Here is a 21,293-nt window from a genome sequence, read left to right as displayed (position 1 = left end):
CTCGTTTTTTAAAGCATTGTGTTAAATGATTGTTAAAGATCTTTTAGTTTTCTGTTATTTCTCACAATAGTGATAATTTAGTGCTGCCTTTATTTGATTTGAAACTTTAACTTTTTTATGAAACCACTAACCAAAGTAATCTTAAGCCTATTTCTCGGTTTATTTTCACTTGCAAGTTTTGCCCAAACTAAAATTACGGGTACTGTCGTTGATGAAACGGACAAGACGAAGCTTATCAATGCGACCGTCATGCTTTTGCAGGCGAAAGATTCCATCCTCGTAGACTTTACGAGAGCAAATCAAGAGGGCAAATTCTCCCTCAACAATCCTGATACCACGGATTATTTAGTCATCATCAGCTATCCAAAGTTTGGTGACTTCTTTGAAATTATCAGCAAAGGTTCTGGAGACAAGAATCTTGGTGAAGTCACTATGCAAAGTGCGGCCAACCTGATTGAAGAAGTGTTAATTACTGGTAAGATCCCCGTTGTCATTAAGGGAGATACCGTAGAATATGATGCATCCAGTTTCGTAACTGAAAAGAATGCAAAGGTAGAAGACCTGCTAAAGGTGCTCCCTGGTATTTCAGTCGATGCATCGGGTAAGATTACTGCCCAAGGAAAGACCGTTGAAAAGGTGCTTGTCGATGGGGAAGAGTTTTTTGGAGATGACCCTAAATTGGTAACCCGTAATATCCGATCGGATATGGTGGATAAGGTTCAGGTCTTCGAGAAAAAATCTGAAGAAGCTGAGCGTACGGGTGTTGACGATGGAACCCGCGTTCAAACCATTAACGTGAAATTAAAAGAAGATGCCAAGAACGGTATGTTCGGCAAGCTTGAAGCTGGCGGAGGATTAGATGATAATTCTGGATATTATCTCGGTAAAGCAGCCATCAATAAATTCAAGGGTTCCCAAAAGATCTCTGCATACGGCATTACATCCAACGATGGAACTACCGATCTAGATTGGCGCGAAGCTGAGAAGTTTGGTGTTGATAACGGAAATATGACCGTATTGGATGATGGTGGAATCATGATCTCTGGTGGTGGTGGATTCCTGAACAACACCAATAGGGGGCAACCAAAAGCCTTGACCGCTGGGGTTTCGTTTATGGATGCTTGGAAGGAAAAGAAACATAAGTTGAACCTGAACTATAAATATGGTATGGCTGAAAATGAAATCAATACCAATACCATTAGCCAAACTCCTTTGACGGAGGGTATCTCAAACTCTGAAACTGATAATGATGATATCTCCAAAAGTACAGGACATCGCCTGAACACTAAATACGATGTTAGTATTGACTCCTTGACAACCCTGACCTTGCGTGTTGCTGCTTCAAAAATGAACAGTGAAAATAATACCCAGAGAAGAGGAAAGAGCTTTAAGAACGGCGAATTGCAATCGGAAGATGAACGTTCTCAAGATATCAATTCATCAAATGACAACTTCAACTATGATGCAAACTTCACAAGGAAATTTGCAAAAGAGGGACGTTCCATCAACTTGAAATTCACTGGAAACTTAGGTAAAACGGAGTCTGACATGATGTTGAACTCTTCATTGAAAAATGTTGTAGAAGGAACAGAGACCATTGTTGATCAGTTTAAAGACAATTCCAATAACTCCAATTCGATCATGGCCGCTGCAACTTATACAGAGCCATTTTCCAAGAAGATCAATATGGCTTTTGGTTATGAGTACACCAACTCGAAGGCTCACTCGATCAATAGTGCCTACAACAAGGATGCTTCTGGCAACTATACCGATTTCGATGAGGAATTCAGTAATGACTTTAACTTCAATACAGTTAGGAACGCAGCCAACATTTCATTCAATTATAAAGCCGATAAAATTGAGTTTAACTTAACCAATAACATCAGACATGATGATATGTTCCAAAAGAACAACTTGGCAGGAAATGAAATGAGTAGAGATTACCTTACTTACAACCCTAGAGCTCGTTTCAGATATAACTTCACTAAGGCTAAATCATTGAATTTATCTTACAACAGATCCAATTCATTGCCTTCTCTGTTCCAGATTCAACCTTTGAAACAGAACGAAGATCAGATGAACCAATATTTCGGTAATGAAAGTTTGAAACCATCCGTTTCCAACAATTATAACTTGAACTATTATTGGTATGATATGCTGAAAGGAAAGAATATCTACACCGGTATCGGTATGACACAGACCTTAAATGCAATCCAGACTGATGTTGTTATCCATCCTTCCCTGAAAAGAGATCTTTACTATGTCAATACCGATAAGGCAATGACCAATGGTTATATTTATGGAGGATACTTCTTCGATCTGATCAAGAAAAAGCAGATTAAGATGAACTTAGGGTTGAATGCAAACCTAAATAACTATTACAACAAGATCAAAGACCTTTCTGATATCAATAATCCAAAGGATTTTGAAGAAAACAAGAACATCAGCTACAGCTTCGGAACGGATATCGGTTTTCAAAAAAATACAACCAAAGGCTTTGATTTTTACCTGAATTTCTCTCCAGGTTATAGAGTGTTGAAAACCACCCTGAACCCTGAGTTGAACTCTGAAGGTTTCACTTTCGACTCTTACGGTAGATTTACTTACTACCTGCCAGCGAAGATCCAGTTGACCGGTGAGTTGAACTACGAGTATGAAGCGGCAACTAAATCATTGCCAACAGATTTCAGTAGGTTGAAGTTCAGTCCAGGTATTTCCAAGAAATTCATGAAAAATGAAAGTCTGATCGCATCGTTCTACGTGAATGACGTATTTAATCAAAACGTTGGATTTAGCAGAAGCCAGTCAGGACAAGCGATCACCCAACAGCGCTTTAACAATATCGCAAGATATTACATGCTGAAACTATCTTGGGAATTCACATCAATGAAAGGAGCTGAGTAATTATGAAAATGAAATATATATTATCGACAATACTTTTGGCCATCCTGAGCATGGGATTCGCCAATGCACAATATGCTTTCTTCCCTGAACAAGGAACCATTACTTATGACAAAACTGTTCACGTCAAGAACCTGATGCGTAGACATATCCAAACCTTGAAAGATGGAGATTTCTCCAAGAAGTATTTTGAGGAAATGATGGCCAAAGTACCGGAGACAGCAGTATTAAATAAAAAACTATCCTTTAGTGGATCTGAATTCTCCGTGGAGCCTATTGAGAAGGACCAACCGCAAATGATTGCAAACCTTTTGCGTATGGGCCTTTTGGATTACGGTGCCAAGATTTATCAAAACATAGCAAAGAACGAATCCTTACAGACCATGGAAATGGGAGGCTCACAGATCAACATTAAGGACTCTCTGACGAACGTTAAGTGGAAGATTACAAATGAATACAGAAATATTGCTGGATACGATTGTAGACGAGCTAACGGCGTCACATTGGACTCTGTGTATGTAGTTGCCTTCTACACCGATCAGATTCCGACTGCCGGATCGCCTAGTACCCTGCATGGCTTACCAGGAATGATCCTAGGGTTGGTTGTTCCAGAACAGCATTTCAATATTTACGCCACAAAAGTGGAAATGCAAGCGACGACAGTTAACTCCAATATCTTTAAGAAGAAAGCTGATACCATGACCAGGCAACAGACCAAAGACCGCATGAAGGAAATCTTTGGCCGTTGGATGACCGACAAACAGTTCAACCTGATTATGGCAGCCATATTCTTATAGGATCATATTAAGATCTTATTTATTAAGCAATTCAAAATTAATGATGATGCAAAGAGCCGGATTTATCCGGCTCTTTCGCTTTGAAAGAGTATTTAGTAGAAAGTATTTAGTATTTAGACCTATGTCCATCCCAAATTAGGGTTGACCTTCCTAATGAGTCGTGATTCCATTCAACTGGGATATGAATAATAATCTTGGTCTATCCTCCCATCCCTTGAATCCTGGTTCTAAAGAATACCCAAATCCTGGCGAAAAAAAAATCCCGGTCAATATTGACCGGGATTTTTATGCTTTAATTCAACGAATTATTTCTTCTCGTTTTTCTTAGAAGTAACATCGTTACGAATTTCTTGAGCTAAAGTTTTGATCTCTTGTAACCCTTTACGAACGCGTGTTCCTGCAGCAGAGTTTCCGTTATTGAAGAATTTTTCTGCGTCAGCTTCGATTGAAGCTACTAGCTCTTTTAATTTAGTGTAGTTTTCCATTTTTTAATTAATATAATTTTAGTTTTTCTTAATTAATTCTCTAATATATCATAAATATACAAAAGGAATGCAAACAATGCGAATTTTAAAATGTTTTTTTGTGTTATAAACGCCTTTTTTGTGGCATCTACTCTACTATTTTCAATTCGTCGATGATGTTTTGAGCACCCGCAAACTTGTCAATTATGAAAAGAACGTATCGGATATCAACCGAAATAGTACGTTGCAATTTTGGATCAAAAATCACGTCTCCTGCCATTGCTTCAATGTTTCCATCAAAAGCCAAGCCAATTAATTCGCCATTTCCGTTTAAAACAGGTGATCCGGAGTTACCGCCGGTAATGTCTTGGTCACTTAAAAAGTTAACCGGTAGATAGCCAGCTTTATCTGCATAACGTCCAAAATCCTTATTTTCATATAGTTCCATTAACCTTTTTGGTAAATCGAACTCCTCATCTCCTGGTTTATATTTTGCAATGGTACCTTTCAATGTGGTGTAATAATTTTCTTTGGCATCATTCCTTTTGTCCTTAGGCAATGCTCTGATCGTTCCATAAGTCAAACGTAATGTTGAGTTAGCATCTGGATAATATTTGCCATTAGGATCCATTTTCAATACTCCAGCGATGAATTTTCTGGATGCTGCCAAGAACTCATCATTCATCTTTTCAGCCTCCGGAGAAGTCTCACGGTATTTATCCATCAAAGATGATGATAGTTTGTAAAGAGGGTCTGCATCAATCAGCTCTGCTTTAGGGTTTTTAAGGTATTCAGCCAATTTTGCCTGTGATCCAAAAATGCTGTTGTCAAAAGCTGTTTTGATATCCGATTGGAAATTTCCGCTGTTCTTGTTTGCCATTTCACGGACATAAGGAGCGATTTCACCACCTTTTGCTGCGTATAGGTTCAATTCATCAGCCAATACGTCAATTTCTAATGGCATATATGCTTTCTCATAGTTATCCGCGATAAATGCTTCCAAGCGTGGAGCCATTTCTTTGCGTTTAGCTTCGTTTTCTTGTGCATATTGTTTCAAACCATTGCCTAACGTAGCAGGGATTGCTGCGAAAGTCGAAGAACGTAACATACCGATCAGGTAATTGTCTTGTCTAGCCTTATCGTTTGTTTTCGCGTAGAAATCATTGATTACCGCTAGGACGTTGCCATATTGTTCCTTGTTTTCAGGACGGTTAGCCCATTTGTTGAATTTCTTCTCTTGCTTGCGTTTTGCCGCTGCGGTCTTGTGCTTTTTCAAGGCATCGATCATCCCTTGTCTATTTTTCCAGTAGTTTGCCACTCCAGAATATTTAGAAGCATAGTTTAATTTTACCGCTTGGTCTTTATCCATGTATTTTTTCATGGCATCCATACCTACTTTAGAAGCTTCAACCCATGCTGGATACGCATAATTAACGTTTTGATCAATTCCTGCTGCATTCATCCAACGGTTTGTACGGCCTGGGTAACCTAAGATCATGGAGAAATCTCCATCTTGGAAACCTTTGATGCTTACTGGCAAGAATTTTTTAGGCTTCAACGGCACATTGTCTTTTGAATATTCAGCTGGGTTACCATCTTTATCCGCATAAACACGGAAGATAGAGAAATCACCTGTATGGCGAGGCCATTCCCAGTTGTCGGTATCACCTCCAAATTTACCGATGCTGCTTGGCGGAGTCCCTACCAAACGGACGTCCGTAAAGTCTTGGTAGACGAAGTAGTAATATTCATTTCCATTATAGAATGGACGAACAGAAACTACATATTTACCGTTTTCGCTGTTTTCTTGTTGGATCTTGGCAATTTCTTGATTGATCACTTTTTCGCGTTCCTTTTCCGACATCTTATCGTTTACCAATCCTAGGATACGTTTAGAAACATCATCCATACGGACAAAGAAACGAACGTACAAAGATTTAGGCTTTAATTCCTCAGCATGGTTTTTAGCCCAAAATCCATTGGTAAGATAATCATGTTCTGGAGTAGATAATTCTGCGATAGCGCCATAACCACAGTGGTGGTTCGTGAATACCAATCCGCTTCCTGATACAATCTCTGCGGTACAACCGCCATTAAACTGCACGATTGCATCTTTCAAGCTGGAGTTATTGATGCTGTAAATTTCTTCGGCTGTGAGTTTTAAGCCTTTTTTTTGCATGTCAGCTTCGTTCAGACGCTTTAGGTGCATCAAGAACCACATGCCCTCATCCGCAAATGAGAAAGTGCCAACGAGCGTCAGCACACATAGTAATACTAGTTTTTTCATATCAACCTTTTTTGTGGTAGGACAAATTTGCTGGAATTTAGGCGCAAATCAAAATGATTTGTAAGGAAATCAGGCCACTGCATGTCCTTGGATTTAACTATCTTTGCCAAGATGGCGTCATTTGAAGACTTTAAATTTAATAAGCAGATCCTAAATGCAATAGCCGAAGCAAGCTATACAACCACGACTGAAATCCAAGAAAAGGCGATTACACCGATTCTAGCGGGGCAAGACGTGATGGGGATTGCGCAGACAGGGACCGGAAAAACTGCAGCATTTGTGCTGCCGATGCTCATGAAGCTGAAATATGCTCAAGGTAATGACCCAAGAGCATTGATTTTAAGCCCTACCCGAGAACTTGCTATGCAGATTGAAGAGCATATCAAGCAATTCTCCACTTACTTAGACCTAAGAACCGTTCTGTTATATGGTGGTTTGGGACCAAAAACCCAAAAGGAACTCCTTGCCAAAGGCTGTGATATCATTGTTGCTACCCCAGGCCGTTTCCTCGACCTCTATTTAGAAGGTGATATCAATGTCAAGAGCCTTAAATTCTTGGTCCTTGATGAAGCAGACAAGATGATGGACATGGGTTTTATTGGAAAAATCCACCGTGTCCTGGAAATCGTCCCTAGAAAAAGACAGAACCTTCTTTTCTCCGCAACCATGAGTGAACTCGTGCGTAAGATTGCAGGTGATTTCTTGGCATTCCCAACCGTTATCGAAGTAACAGAACAGGCAACTCCGGCACAAACCGTGACCCAGGAGCTGTATCATGTTCCCAACTTAAAGACGAAGATCAACTTATTGCAACATTTCTTCAAAGACGATGAAACCTTCAGTAGAATCATCGTTTTTACCAAGACTAAGGTGGTTGCTGATCGTATATATGCCTTCCTAGAACGTAAATATGGTCCTGAGGAGGTTCGCGTAATCCATGCAAACAAAGGCCAGAATACCCGCATCAATTCCATTAATGCCTTCAAAGAAGGTGAAGTTAGGATCTTGGTTGCTACGGATGTTGCTGCTCGCGGATTAGATGTATCGCAAGTGAGCCATGTGATCAATTTCGATGTTCCCATCGTTATCGAGGACTATGTACACCGTATCGGCAGAACAGGCCGTGCATTCCAGACAGGTGATGCCATTACCTTCTGTAATCCAGCCGAAGAGTATTATGTGGCAAAAATTGAAAAACTGATCAGACAGACCATTCCTGTGAAGGAATTGCCTGCGGATGTGGTTATTGAAAAGACACCTTTCGACGAGAAACAGGATATCGCTAGGGAAATTGATAATCAGAAGAAAAAAGATAACCCCGATTTCAAAGGTGCATTCCACGAGAAAAAATATGCCATTAAGGCAAATAACTCAAAAAGACAGGCTCGTGGTAAAGCTAAGCCGGTAAAAAAGGGAAATAGCAAACCAAGCAAGAAAAGATGAAGTTAACCCCATTGAATATAACCTTGGCTTGTATCCTTGTATGGGCAATATCTGAAATGGGTTCGGTAGAAAAGCCATTGTTTTCATGGGCTTGGCTCCTTATCCTTTCTATCGTGCTCATCGTTGTGGATATCCTGTTCCGCTTATGGACCAAGAATACGCAACGCTTATGGATCATGCAGATAGGCTTTATTTTGGTGGTGGGTATCATTTCAATGTTAATAAAATTACAGTTTTAGATATGAAGAAAGCAGAAATCAAACTCCAGATCGAGTTAGATGATTCCAACGTTCCAAATTCCATCCAATGGAGTTCTACAGATGGGCAGAATACAGAAGAATTACCAGCAAAAGCTATGTTCTTAGCGCTATGGGATGCCCAGTATAAAAATTCATTAAGAATTGACCTTTGGACTAAAGATATGCCTTATGATGAAATGAAGCGTTTCTTCTATGAAACTTTGCAAACATTAGGCGACTCATTCCTAAGGTCTTCAGGTGGTGATCCAATGGCTGAGAAAATTATTGGCGATTTACGTGACTATTGTGCACACTACGCTGATAAAATGGAAATCTTGGAACAACAGAACTAATTGAATTTGGAATCTGCCAACAGGTTCGTTGGCTAATCAATATGCAGATATGAATTACTTTTTGGTGAAATCTGAACCATTTAAATACAGTTGGGAACAATTTAATAAAGATGGAGAGACCTTTTGGGATGGCGTACGCAACTATCAAGCTCGAAACAACCTTAAAGCGATGAAAAAAGGCGACCTCGTACTTTATTACCATAGCAATGAGGGTAAAGAAGTTGTAGGTTTGGCAAAAGTCGTGAAAGAATTCTACCAAGATCCAACCACAGAAGATGAACGTTGGGTAGTGGTGGATCTAGCTCCAGTGGAAACTTTCAAACATCCAGTTACCTTGGAAACAATCAAGGCAGATCCATTGCTTCAAGATATCGCATTGGTCAGACAAGGTAGGCTATCCGTGATGCCCCTTAAGGCTGAAGAGTTTGATCGGATCGTTCAACTCGGAAATGCTGACTAAAGACATTGAAACTCCCCAAACTGGGGAGTTTTTTTATTTTCTCATTATCTTTCCGCTTTCAATAACTAAAATCCCTACTTTGCTCATTCTTCCTGTTTAATTCAAAAATTTCAAATAACTTTATATCAGCTGACTCATTAATAACCAATTAACAGACATATGATAAAGGCAGTTATTTTGGATGATGAAATTCGTGGTTCCGGATTATTGCAACATAAGCTGCAACAATTCCAGGAGCTATTGTCCATAACGGCCGTATTCAATGACCCACAAGAAGCCTTGCTTCAAATGCCCAATATGGAATGTGATGTCCTTTTTCTCGATGTTGAAATGCCATTTATGAACGGATTTCAATTCCTCGAAAAACTGGGTCAATTTGAATTTGAAGTCATATTTGTCACTGCCTATAACATCTACACCTTGGATGCCTTGAAGGCAAATGCACTCGATTATCTCCTAAAGCCAGTAAACAATGAGGAACTCAAGAAAGCCATGGTCAAACTTGAACTGCGGATCACCCAGCGGGAAAAGTTGAAAAAAGTGGACTTAACGGAAAATCGCCCAGTGATGGGAAGATTAGCATTGCCAACTGCCGAAGGGATACATCTGGTGAAAAAGGATGATGTAATCCGTATCGAAGCCATGAGCAATTACAGTATCTTCTTCCTGAATAATCTCTCGAAAATCATTGTTTCCAGAACATTAAAGGAATTTGAAATGTTATTGGAGAATACGCAGCTCTTTCGTGTCAATAGAAGTGTCATTGTCAATTTAGATTACGTCGTAAAATATAAAAAAGGAGAAGGAGGGACCTTAGAATTAGTCGATGGTTCGGAGATCGAAGTCTCTCCAAATAAAAAAAAGCAATTGATGGATAGGTTGTTTACAGCCTTCTAAACCCAATGAATTTGAAGATAATTCTATCTTTTGTCCTTGCTGTATGCTTAACCTGTTCTATTACCTATGGACAAAGACGGATCTATAACTTTCTCCATTTTACAGAGAAGGAAGGGCTTTCCAACAATGAAGTGGAAGGGCTTAAGCAAGACAGCAATGGATTGATCTGGATTAGTGGTAAACGTGGGCTTTCCTATTTTGATGGTCAGAAGTTTACCGATGTGAAATTTGAACATACAAACGGGGTGATGCTCAATTACCTCGGTAGCATGGCTATTGACCAGAAAAATAGAATTTGGATTACCAGCAATAGCCATGGACTGATCTGCTATGATCGAAATAAGCCTATAGGAAATAACCTGAGTTCGTATACGGCAAAAGTGAGCAACAAAGGCTTGGTAAAAACCAACCTTTATGATGTACTGGCTTCTAAATCGGGTATGATTTATTTTTCAGGGCAAGAGACAGACCTCCAGTCCCTAGATCCTGAAACGGGTGAAATAAAACAGATCTCTATGCCTGGGATAGTGAGTAAAAATTATCTTTCCATCTTTTCCTTGGATGAGGACTCTTTGGGGAATATCTGGATGGGGACCCGTTATGATGGTTTGATATGCTATAATCCGATAAAGCATACAGCAAAACAGATTAATCTTGAAAATGAAGGGGAAAATGCGGTAGATGGTATTGTATTGCGTCCAGATCGTATCTATGCTGGATATTATGACCATGATCTTATCGCTGCTGATTATAGCTTCAAAAACACCATTTCCTCTATTCTGGGCTGGGACAAAAGCATCAATTTTTATGATAATAGCATCAGTTCCATTGCCTTTTGGCCAACTGAAAATAAAATCCTGATTGGCCATGTGTCCAATGGCATCTATACTTATCAGCCTGAAACCAAGAAAATCGAGTATATTTCTATAGAAACATTAATGCCAATTACACCGAAGGCAACACGGATCTTTGATTTTTGTATTGTAAAGGATGGCTATTGGCTGGCAACTAATTCGGGCCTGTTTTATTATTCTACCAAACTCAACCAAATAAATAGTCTTATTGAAGATCGATACGCTGATCCAATCGTAGAATTGTTCAATTGGAAAGGTAAAGTTTGGTACAGGACTGAAGCTGATTTCGGTGAACTGGATGCGAATAAGGATTTTAGATTGTCAAAATATTCCTTAAAAGATCTCAAGATTGGAAACCTGATGACAACAGATGAGGCCATTTATATCTCAACAATCGATCAAGGAGTTTATGAATTTAAGGATCCTAAAAAAGGGTTGGTTCCATTGGAAATCAAAAATGAAGATTATGGTTTTAGAAAAGCTGATTGCAATAGCATTATCTTGGATACCATTGCCAACGAACCCATATTATGGATAGGGTCCTGGAGTTCGGGCTTATATAGATACCATTTAAATACTAAGCAGATATACCTGTTTGCGGAAAAGGAGGGATTACCAGACCCAAAAGTTATCTGTGTTGGCAAAGATGCCTTTGGTTCAATTTGGTTAGGAATGGATGGCTATGGATTGGTCCTGTTAGAAAACAAGCTCGACCCTCAATTCAAACAATTCACCCATAATAAACAAAATCCAAAGACCCTCCAATCCAATACGGTATTCTCCTTTCTGTTGGATCAGGACAAACGGTTTTGGTTCAGTAATGCCAGTTCAGGAATTGCTGAAATCAAGAAAAATAATAGGAGAGAGTATGAGTTTATCCAATATCCAGAAAGTAATACGCAACCCTGGTTATACTCGGTCAAGATGCAAGCAGATAAAAATGGACTTATTTGGATGAAGTCGCTTGATGGCACCATGTTTTTCCAACCAGATTCCAAGCTATTCTTCCATCTCAATGAATCTGCAGGGATATTCCCCCCTGAGGAGTACATCACATACAGTTTTTTTGTCCGAGGTAATGAGCTCTTCTGGTGTACTAATTGGGGGTTAGTCAAGGGGGATTTGCCCGTTTTTCATCCAGATAAGACGATCAATTTTAAGCCTTTGATCAATAAGTTTTTCGTTCAACATCAAGATAGATCAGAAGACCTATTCAAAAAGGTAATCGAATTAGGTCCAGATGAAAATAACTTCACCTTTAACTTCTCTGCAGCAGAGCAACTCTTGGAACAAGGACTGAGGTTTCAATATCAATTGATCGGATTTGATCCCCAATGGGTGGAAAGTTCTGAAGAGCAGATTGCGGTATATAATAATTTGGAAGGAGATGATTATCAATTTCAGGTCAGGGTAGGAGATCAGTTTGGAAATTGGTCAACACAGATTGCTTCAATTGACATTAGCTTGGCTTCACACTGGTATGCTACGGTCTGGTTCAAGCTTTTGTTTGTGGTCTTATTTCTCTCTGCTGTTACGCTCTTTTATTTCTATCGGCTACAAGAACATAAGAACATTAACCGACTTCAGGCAGAATACAACCTTAAACTCCAACAGGAATTGATGATGAATGAAACGAAGATCAAGGAGCAAGCCGCCGATATAGAAAAAGAGAAACAGGAACGATTAGAAAATGATTTTAAGCAAAAGCTCTATGAAAGTGAATTAAAGGCAATCCGTTCTCAGATGAACCCTCATTTTATTTTTAATGTGCTGAATTCCATTGAGGCTTATGTAGTGGAGAAGGATAGTAAAAGTGCCAGTGATCTAATCCAAAAATTCGCCAGCATTAGTCGCTTGGTCTTGGAGAATTCTCAGTATTCCATTGTCGGCTTGAGTTCTGAAATACAATTATTGAAACTTTACCTAGAACTGGAACAGGAACGCTTTAACCATGCATTCGATTTTGAACTTGAGATTCAAAAAGGATTGATAAAGAAGGATAAGAAAATCCCTTCTATGTTGATCCAACCCATTGTTGAAAATGCCGTGCACCATGGTGTCCGACATTTGAAATCTAAAAAAGGCTTGATCCGAATATCCATTGCCGAAGAGGACCAGAAAATTATCATTCAGATAATGGATAATGGAATAGGATTTAATAAGGATGCAGAAAATAAATCATCTGCATTCAAACAAAGCTCCTTTGGAATAAAGGGTGTACAGGAAAGGATCAATATCATCAATAGCTACTATCCGACACCCATTGCATCCCTACTGATCAAACAGGGGGATGAGGATTCCGTATTTACCACCATTGTATGCATAACACTGCCATCTAGGACCGATCGAATGGATACATAAGAGCTTTGTATATTAAGCCTAAAAAGGGATGAAATCTAAGGGTATGCATTCAATTCGCCCCGAAAATTAATATCTTTAAAGAGGAATATGGATCACGATCCTGGTCTATCCTCTCATCCATTGAATCCTGGTTCATTCCATAATCTTGGTCTATCCTCTAATCCCTTCCATCCTGGTTCAACTCAGAAATCACAACTCCCCTTAGCCCTTATGCTCAAAAAGATTGACTAAATTCTTGATCTCTGTGGCATTTTCTGGTTTTAGTTTGCCTGCCAATAACAACCTTAATTCCCTACGTTGCATGGCCTCGTCATATAAAGTCTTTTCCTTATCAGACTCTGGGATCAATTTAGGGATAGCTTTCGGACGATCAGACTCGTCGATGGAAACAAAGGTATAATATGCCTCATTGGACTTAACTTTAGTGCCCTGAGGGAGGTTTTGCGCAAAGATTTCCATTCTAACTTCAACGGAAGTGTTGAAAGCGCGGGTTACTTGTGCCTCGATGGTCACCACTTCACCTAATTTGATGGAACGTTTGAAAGACACATTGTCTACCGAAACGGTTACCACTTGGTTATTGCAATGTTTCTGCGCCGCCATTGCCGAACAGATATCCATCCAATAAAGAAGTCTTCCCCCCATGAGGTTTCCGAAAGTATTGGTGTCATTGGGAAGTACCAATTCGTTCATCTCGGTATAGGATTCCCTTGCGTATTTATCTTGCATAGTTATTTTCTAAAGAATGTATATTGTTGATCGATATAAGAGAGCGACTCGCGGAAGGGCGTTGGTTTAAAACCCAGTTCGCGTATCGCTTTATCTAAAATAAACCCAGTTTTTCGCGGTCTGTTTTCGGCTTGTCCAATTTCAGCGGCTTGGATAGGACTGATCAAGGATTTGTCGAAACTCCAATAATCGGCTAATTCCTCAACTGCTTCCAGGACACTGAACATTTTGTCGCTTGAAATGTGGTAGATGCCCTCTGCATTCCTTTCAATGCAGCGCAAACAGGCATTCGCCAGATCATCTACCCAGATTGGCATACGCCATTGGTCGCTGACCACCTTGATTGCTTCTTGGGCTTCCAGTTTTGATTTTGCCCATAGGACCAGATTGGATCGGTTCCGATCAGCAATAATCCCATAAACTAGAATGGTCCTCAAAATTGCCGCACGGCAACCTGAATGGAGTACTGCTTGTTCCGCATCCAGTTTACTCTGTCCATATGCATTGCATGGATTGGTTTCGGCAAGCTCATCATATGGACCATTTTTCCCGTCGAAAACAAAATCTGTAGACAGGAAGGTAAGGTGGATGTCCTTCGCTTTACATTGCTCTGAAAGCAATTTGACTACCTCGACATTGAGCTTGTTGCAGGTCTCAGGGTCTTGCTCGCAAGCTTCAACACTGGTCATGGCTGCGGTATGGACAATATGCGTAGGGTTAAATGAGCCTAAAAGTTGGATAAGGCCTTCTGAATCCAACAGGTCCAATTGTACAAATTGATAGCCCTGATTATTGGGATTCCTGTTTTCCGAATGAGAAGTACAGCATAGGCTATAGTCCGTCTCTTTCAAGATAAAATCTGTTAATTTCTGTCCCAGAAAACCATTCGATCCCGTGATCAAGATCCTGATATTTGAACTTAGTTGGTCCATTGAAAGTCCATCTTAGGTTGTTTCATGGAATTGTCCAGTACATCAATTTCCAATTTAAGGATTGCTTCCATTGCTTTGTAGTCTATCCTTTCTTCATCATCGGTAGGTTTGTGGTAATCATCATGTCCACCTGTATGGAAGAAAAGGACTGGAATATTCTTTCTGTAAAATGATGTTTGGTCTGAACCGCCATTTCCATCACGGCTCTTATTGAATTTGATGGTACTGCTTATACCTTCAAAGATCTTTGGGAATGCTGAACTCGTCCCATAACCAATGACTGCCAATCCATTATCTGGATTATACCGGCCGATCATATCCATGTTCAACATCCATTGGATGGATGCTAAAGGAATGGTTGGATTTTCGGTGAAATATTTTGAGCCTATCAATCCCAATTCTTCCGCGCCAAAGCCGATAAATAAGAAATTAAAAGGTTCTTTGATGTCATTTGTTGCATAATGTCTTGCCAACTCCAACAATCCAGCTACGCCGGAAGCATTGTCGTCCGCTCCATTATGGATTTTTCCTACACCAAGTGAATCTTTAGAACCTCCGATCTCACCTTTACCTAAGTGATCATAATGAGCACCGATAACAATGGTATAGGGAGCGGCATTATCTAGGAAACCTATGATATTGTCCGATCTTCTTTCGGCATTTTCTATCTTAACCTTGGTCACCTTTGCAGGGAAGTTTTGTCGATAGCCGTTTTCCCCTTTAGGTTCCAACTTATATTTTTTAAAGTATTTCTCAACGTAGTCTGCGGCTTTTGAAGAACCTTTCATGCCCGTTTCTCGCCCAAGCATTTTGTCTGCGGAAAGATATTTGATATGTTTCTTCAGATTCTTAGGGTTGACTTGTGCGATTGCCAAGTGTGCTGAACCTAAAATTGCCAGACAAAGGGCAATAGAAAATAGTACTCGGAGATTTTTCATGTCCAAATATACGGAATAAGCGAAAAGTGTTGTAATTAGCTTTGTTAAATCGGAAAGTTTAATCCTCTACGATTTCACTGTTGGCATGTGATTTTTCATCATGTTCTTCCTTGAAATAACGCTTTTGGAAGATCAGGATCAAGAAAACTCCCACGGATATCGCCGAATCGGCAATATTGAAAACTGGTCGGAAGAACAAGAAGTCCTCTCCGCCCCAGATTGGGAACCAAGTAGGGAAGGTCCCACTGATGAGTGGAAAATAAAGCATGTCTACGACCTTACCATGTAAGAAAGAGGCGTAACCACCTCCATCCGGAAACAGGACTGCTTTGGAGAATGGAGTACTCTCACTAAAGATCAATCCATAAAAGGCACTGTCAATGATATTGCCTAACGCACCAGCAAATATCAAGGCTACATTCAGGATAAAGCCACGGTTATACTTGTTCTTCACCATATAGTGAAGTCCATAACCAATGCCCATTACAGCAATGATACGGAACACACTCAGGAAAAGCTTGCCATATTCGCCACCGAATTCCATTCCATAGGCCATGCCTGGATTTTCAATGAAGTGAATCAAGAACTTATCACCTAAAACTTTGAAATCCTGACCGATGGTCATGTTTAATTTGACCCAAAACTTCGAGATTTGGTCAACCAATAAAATGATAATAATCAGTAGAACGGGCTTGGAGTATCCTTTCATAGCATATAAAAATGGTCTTTGCTGTTGATAACAAAGACCATTTATTTAATCTTTTGCTTAATATTGTTTGTTTTTTGCCTCAATACTCAAGGTGGTATGAGGTACAGCTTTCAATCTTTCTTTTTGAATCAACTTACCAGTCTCTCTGCAGATTCCGTAAGTCTTGTTCTCAATGCGCACTAAGGCTGCTTCAAGATTGTCGATAAATTTCTTTTGACGAGCTGCTAATTGGTTGATTTGTTCCTTCTCCAATGTTGCAGAGCCATCTTCTAATGTCTTGTAGGTACCTGCTGTATCGTCAGTTCCATTCGCATTGCTATTACTTAAAGAAGTAGTCAAAGAGGTTAATTCCTCTCTCGCTATGCGCAACTTCTCAAGAATTATTGCTTTAAATTCCTGTAATTCAGCATCACTGTACCGTGTTTTCTCTGTGTTTCCCATACTTTAAATTTTTTCTATTGATAGCAATAAATTCTCTCCGTCAATTTCGATAGCATCGCCATTTGCCAGGGCACTATCGAATTTCAGACTGTCGGCCAAAATTTCCGTACAAATATACGAGAAATTATTATCTACAGCTTGTTGAATTTCAGTATTTTGACTTAAGGTCACATTTATTCGGTCAGTAACTTCAAATCCTTTATCTTTTCTGAGATTTTGGATGCGGTTAATAAGCTCTCTTGCCATCCCTTCTTCCTTTAACTCTGCAGAAATATTAACGTCTAAAGCTACCGTTAAACGTCCTAAATTAGCAACTTGCCATCCTTCTACGTCCTCTGCTATGATTTCTACATCTTCGCTGCTAATTACATATTCCGTGCCAGTTAACTGGATGGATCCTTGATTTTCTAGTGCTTGGATCTGGGCAGCATCCATATTTTGGATCGCACTGGCTACCACTTTCATATCCTTACCTACCTTAGCACCAAGGACTTTGAAGTTAGGTTTTACCTTTTTCTTAATGATACCGGTAGTGTCCGTAATAAATTCAATATCCTTGATATTTGTTTCTGAAAGGATCAGGTCTTTTACCTTTTCTACTTTCTCTTGGAAGGAACTGTCCAGTACAGGCACCAAAATCTTGCTCAATGGTTGTCTAACATTGATCCCTGTTTTCTTTCTCAAGGAAAGGGTCAAGGATGATATATCTTGGGCCAAGGCCATACGTTCTTCCAATTCTTTATCTACCAAGTCCTCATGGTAAGCTGGATAGTCTGCCAAGTGAACCGACTCATACTTTTCTTTGCCTGTTGCTGCATTTAAGTCCAAATACAATTGGTCTGCAAAGAATGGTGAGATCGGTGCTATTAATTTTGCAATGGTATCCAAACAGGTATATAAGGTTTGGTAAGCCGAGATCTTATCTTGTGAATATTCTCCTTTCCAGAAACGGCGACGGCATAAACGAACATACCAGTTGCTCAAATGCTCATCTACAAAATTCTGGATCGCACGTGCTGCCTTGGTAGGCTCATAATCTGCATAGAATCCATCAACTTCCTTACTCAAACTGTTCAATAAAGAAAGGATCCAACGGTCAATTTCAGGACGGTGTTTTAATGGAATCTCAGGCTCTGCATAATTGAATTTGTCAATATTGGCATAAAGCGCAAAGAATGCATATGTATTATATAAGGTGCCGAAGAACTTACGACGAACTTCATCCAAGCCTTCTACATTAAATTTCAGGTTGTCCCATGGTGCGGCATTGCTGATCATGTACCAACGGGTTGCATCTGCTGAATATTTGTCGATCGTAGCAAATGGATCCACGCCATTTCCTAGACGCTTGGACATCTTGTTGCCATTCTTGTCCAGTACCAATCCATTCGAAACTACGTTCTTGAAGGCAATCGATCCGCGTACCATGGTTGAAATCGCATGCAAGGTAAAGAACCAACCGCGTGTTTGATCAACACCTTCTGCGATGAAATCAGCAGGGAAAGCCGAAAAGTATTCATCCTTGAATGGAAGTGCTTCACCTTTTTCCAATTTATCGTAATCCAATCCCCATTGCGCATAAGGCATTGCTCCTGAATCAAACCATACGTCGATCAAGTCCGGTTCACGGAATAATTTCTGCCCGCCATCGGAAACCAAGATGATATCATCCACATAAGGTCTATGTAGGTCTAATTCATCGGTTCCAAATTTATCCAGATAGGATTTGTTGGTTGCTTTTTCATCTTCGGTCAGGACATCTGAATTTAATGAAGCTTCCAGGTAAGATTTCAGTTCAGGCATTGAACCTATGCAGATCTCCTCATTCTCGTCTTCACTTCTCCAGATAGGTAGGGGAGTTCCCCAATATCTTGAACGGGAAAGGTTCCAGTCAACCAGGTTTTCCAACCAGTTGCCAAAGCGCCCAGTTCCTGTTGCCTCTGGCTTCCAGTTAATAGTTTTATTCAAAGCCACCAGTTCTTCCTTTACCGCTGTTGTTTTGATAAACCAGCTATCCAATGGATAGTATAGTACCGGTTTGTCCGTTCTCCAGCAGTGCGGATAGGTGTGCTCATATTTCTTAACGTCAAATGCTTTGTTCTCTTCCTTAAGTTTGATGGCGATCAATACATCCGTTGGACGGAAATCTTTGTCCGCACGCTCTTCATTGGAATAATATTCCTCTTTTACAAAACGGCCAGCAAAATCGGTGATTTCTTTTACGAATTTACCGGTCTTGTCCACGGTTGGCACTTCTTTTCCGTTTTCATCAAGAACCATGATGGATGGAATACCATTCTCACGAGCTACCCTAAAGTCATCTGCACCATAGGTTGGTGAAGTATGCACGATACCAGTGCCGTCTTCAGTGGTCACAAAGTCGCCTAAGATGACACGGAATGCTTTTTCCCTTAGCTCTTCAGAAGTCACATAAGGCATCAATTGATGATAGCGCAAGCCTTCGATTTCTGCTCCTTTAAATTCCTCTACGATTTCCCAAGGGATAACCTTATCACCAAATTTATAGTCTTGGAAGGAAACCTGCTGACCATCAGCTTTAAAGTGCTTTGATATCAGGTTTTTTGCCAAGATCACCGAAACAGCCGTTCCAGTGTATTGGTTGAAGGTTTTCACTTTGACATAGTCAATATTTTTACCCACTGTCAAGGCGCTGTTTCCAGGTAAGGTCCAAGGTGTGGTCGTCCAGGCCAAGAAAGCCACGTCCTCATCTTGGTTTTCCACCAAACGATCCATCATTGGGTGGATCTGTTGTTTATCCAAACGGAATTCAGCAACAATCGTAGTGTCCTTAACGTCCTTATAGGTTCCAGGTTGGTTCAATTCATGCGAACTCAATCCCGTTCCCGCAGCAGGAGAGTATGGTTGGATCGTATAGCCCTTATAAAGCAATCCTTTTTTGTAAAGATCCTTTAATAAGAACCATAGGGTCTCGATATATTCATTTTGGTAAGTGATATAAGGATGTTCCAGGTCTACCCAATAGCCCATTTTCTGGGTCAGGTCGTTCCATACATCCGTATATTTCATGACTTCCTTACGGCAGGCATCATTATAGTCCTTCACGGAAATTTTCTTACCGATATCTTCTTTAGTGATACCTAAAGTCTTTTCAACAGCTAATTCAATCGGCAAACCATGGGTATCCCAACCACCTTTACGTTTAACCTGATAACCTTTCAAAGTCTTATAACGGCAAAAAATATCCTTGATCGTCCTCGCCATAACATGGTGGATACCAGGCATTCCATTCGCTGATGGAGGTCCCTCGTAGAAAGTGTAGGGTTTGCTGGCTGGACGGTTGGAGATACTCTTCGCAAAGATGTCGTCAGTCTCCCAACGTTTCAATACTTCTTTGCCTATTTCTGAAAGATTTAACTGCTTATATTCCTTGTACATCACGTAATCTAATTCTGATTTTTAAAGGTGGCTAATTTAGTGAAAAATTTGCACAAATTATAGATAGCTGGGATTGGGGGATTTGAACCAGGATGGAATGGATGGGAGGATAGCCCAAGATCATGGAATGAACCAGGATGGAATGGATGAGAGGATAGCCCAAGATTATTTTTGAACCCCAGCAGGGGTGACATATTTGTAGAAATTGGATGTTTGAAAAGGCGAACCCAAAGGGTGGGTGAAATGTTTTTCAACAATTCCTCTTTATGGGTTTAAAACAAAAAAAAACAGTTTACTCATCTTACGATTCGCAATGATCAATGTCCTCATAAAAAAAACAATAGATTCTTCGCTTCACTCTGAATCCCTCATTAGCACATTTTTATTCTGAACGATCAGTGAGGAATCTGTACGGTTTTCCAATCTACGACCCTGTCATTCTTTACCGAAGGTAAAGGACCTGTTCGCCAATGCAAAAGATAATGTTTTGATTTTAGAGATATGTATGGGGAGATAATAGGATGAACCTCAGTATTCCCTATAAAACCTTAACTTAATGACATTGCCCAGCATGGGTGACATATTTGTAGAAATTCGATGTTTGAAAAGGCGACCCCACAGCGTAGGTGAAATATTTTTCAATAATTCCTCTTTATGGGTTTAAAACAAAAACAACAGTTTGCTCATCTTACGATTCGCAATGACCAACATCCTCATAAAAAAAACAATAGATTCTTCGCTTCACTCTGAATCCCTCTTTAGCGCATTTTTATTCTGAACGATCAGTGAGGAATCTGTAGGGTTTTCCAATCTACGACCCTGTCATTCTTTACCGTAGGTAAAGGACCTGTACGCCAATGCAAACTTTGAGGCAATACTTTTTATGTTGTTTTTTAATAATTATGGGATTGCAGTATTCCGAGATTCTTCCTTCGTCAGAATGACTGGAAGGCGGAAACCGCAGTTGCAGGACCTATACGCCAATGCAAACTTTGAGGCAATACTTTTTATGTTGTTTTTTAATAATTATGGGATTGCAGTATTCCGAGATTCTTCCTTCGTCAGAATGAC

General features: G+C 40.0%; 17 protein-coding genes. 9 read left to right on the top strand and 8 right to left on the bottom strand.

Annotation, left to right across the window (positions count from 1 at the left end; genetic code table 11):
• The first annotated feature begins 117 nt into the window (after positions 1 to 117).
• Positions 118 to 2,904 (top strand): outer membrane beta-barrel protein, encoded by a 2,787-nt coding sequence (locus ACWICE_RS01250; RefSeq protein ID WP_454297460.1) that lies wholly within the window; start codon positions 118 to 120, stop codon positions 2,902 to 2,904.
• 8 nt (positions 2,905 to 2,912) lie between these two features.
• Positions 2,913 to 3,698, top strand: a complete 786-nt coding sequence (locus tag ACWICE_RS01245) for a GLPGLI family protein (RefSeq protein ID WP_185211162.1) — start codon at positions 2,913 to 2,915, stop codon at positions 3,696 to 3,698.
• A gap of 305 nt (positions 3,699 to 4,003) precedes the next feature.
• On the opposite strand, the gene ACWICE_RS01240 is transcribed toward ACWICE_RS01245, so the two are convergent.
• A complete protein-coding gene (locus ACWICE_RS01240) occupies positions 4,004 to 4,183 on the bottom strand; it encodes a histone H1 (protein ID WP_185211160.1) in 180 nt (59 codons plus the stop codon).
• 127 nt (positions 4,184 to 4,310) lie between these two features.
• Positions 4,311 to 6,449, bottom strand: coding sequence for a S46 family peptidase (locus ACWICE_RS01235; protein WP_185215966.1), 2,139 nt, complete (start codon positions 6,447 to 6,449; stop codon positions 4,311 to 4,313).
• 81 nt (positions 6,450 to 6,530) lie between these two features.
• On the opposite strand from ACWICE_RS01235, the gene ACWICE_RS01230 reads away from it, so the two are divergent.
• The 6 genes from ACWICE_RS01230 to ACWICE_RS01205 all read left to right on the top strand — a co-directional run bounded on the left by ACWICE_RS01230 (position 6,531) and on the right by ACWICE_RS01205 (position 13,056).
• Positions 6,531 to 7,892 (top strand): DEAD/DEAH box helicase, encoded by a 1,362-nt coding sequence (locus ACWICE_RS01230; protein ID WP_454297459.1) that lies wholly within the window; start codon positions 6,531 to 6,533, stop codon positions 7,890 to 7,892.
• Positions 7,889 to 8,131 carry a hypothetical protein gene (locus ACWICE_RS01225; protein ID WP_185211156.1) on the top strand — a complete coding sequence of 81 codons (243 nt, stop codon included), beginning with the start codon at positions 7,889 to 7,891 and terminating at the stop codon, positions 8,129 to 8,131. Before ACWICE_RS01230 ends, ACWICE_RS01225 begins: the two co-directional genes overlap by 4 nt.
• Positions 8,132 to 8,133: 2 nt before the next feature.
• Complete coding sequence (gene gldC, locus ACWICE_RS01220) at positions 8,134 to 8,484, top strand: gliding motility protein GldC (protein WP_093100791.1); 351 nt, start codon at positions 8,134 to 8,136, stop codon at positions 8,482 to 8,484.
• Between the two features lie 49 nt (positions 8,485 to 8,533).
• Positions 8,534 to 8,944, top strand: coding sequence for an EVE domain-containing protein (locus ACWICE_RS01215; RefSeq protein ID WP_185211152.1), 411 nt, complete (start codon positions 8,534 to 8,536; stop codon positions 8,942 to 8,944).
• Between the two features lie 159 nt (positions 8,945 to 9,103).
• Entirely contained in the window at positions 9,104 to 9,841 is a 738-nt protein-coding gene (locus ACWICE_RS01210; RefSeq protein ID WP_185211150.1) for a LytR/AlgR family response regulator transcription factor, read from the top strand.
• Positions 9,842 to 9,846: 5 nt separating this feature from the next.
• Positions 9,847 to 13,056 carry a histidine kinase gene (locus ACWICE_RS01205; protein WP_454297458.1) on the top strand — a complete coding sequence of 1,070 codons (3,210 nt, stop codon included), beginning with the start codon at positions 9,847 to 9,849 and terminating at the stop codon, positions 13,054 to 13,056.
• 201 nt (positions 13,057 to 13,257) lie between these two features.
• Here ACWICE_RS01205 and ACWICE_RS01200 read toward each other — a convergent pair whose 3' ends face one another.
• The 6 genes from ACWICE_RS01200 to ileS are packed head-to-tail and all read right to left on the bottom strand — an operon-like array spanning position 13,258 to position 20,222.
• Positions 13,258 to 13,785, bottom strand: coding sequence for an acyl-CoA thioesterase (locus ACWICE_RS01200; RefSeq protein WP_185211147.1), 528 nt, complete (start codon positions 13,783 to 13,785; stop codon positions 13,258 to 13,260).
• Positions 13,786 to 13,787: 2 nt separating this feature from the next.
• Positions 13,788 to 14,717, bottom strand: a complete 930-nt coding sequence (locus ACWICE_RS01195) for an SDR family oxidoreductase (protein ID WP_454297457.1) — start codon at positions 14,715 to 14,717, stop codon at positions 13,788 to 13,790.
• A complete protein-coding gene (locus tag ACWICE_RS01190; RefSeq protein WP_185215970.1) occupies positions 14,705 to 15,655 on the bottom strand; it encodes a M20/M25/M40 family metallo-hydrolase in 951 nt (316 codons plus the stop codon). The genes ACWICE_RS01195 and ACWICE_RS01190 overlap by 13 nt, the downstream gene beginning before the upstream one ends.
• Positions 15,656 to 15,713: 58 nt before the next feature.
• The gene (locus tag ACWICE_RS01185; protein WP_185211141.1) at positions 15,714 to 16,364 is read right to left on the bottom strand and encodes a lipoprotein signal peptidase; all 651 of its coding nucleotides are present in this window, start codon (positions 16,362 to 16,364) and stop codon (positions 15,714 to 15,716) included.
• 57 nt (positions 16,365 to 16,421) lie between these two features.
• Positions 16,422 to 16,805 carry a TraR/DksA family transcriptional regulator gene (locus ACWICE_RS01180; protein WP_093100778.1) on the bottom strand — a complete coding sequence of 128 codons (384 nt, stop codon included), beginning with the start codon at positions 16,803 to 16,805 and terminating at the stop codon, positions 16,422 to 16,424.
• A 3-nt stretch (positions 16,806 to 16,808) separates the two neighbouring features.
• Complete coding sequence (gene ileS, locus ACWICE_RS01175) at positions 16,809 to 20,222, bottom strand: isoleucine--tRNA ligase (RefSeq protein ID WP_454290824.1); 3,414 nt, start codon at positions 20,220 to 20,222, stop codon at positions 16,809 to 16,811.
• An 883-nt stretch (positions 20,223 to 21,105) separates the two neighbouring features.
• Here ileS and ACWICE_RS01170 point away from each other — a divergent pair.
• On the top strand, positions 21,106 to 21,293 hold a 188-nt coding region (locus tag ACWICE_RS01170; RefSeq protein WP_454297456.1), incomplete at its 3' end, for a hypothetical protein.

The sequence above is a fragment of the Sphingobacterium sp. NPDC055346 genome, from assembly GCF_053645235.1.
Note: the sequence above shows the minus strand (reverse complement) of the source record. Positions and strands in the feature narration are given on the sequence as shown.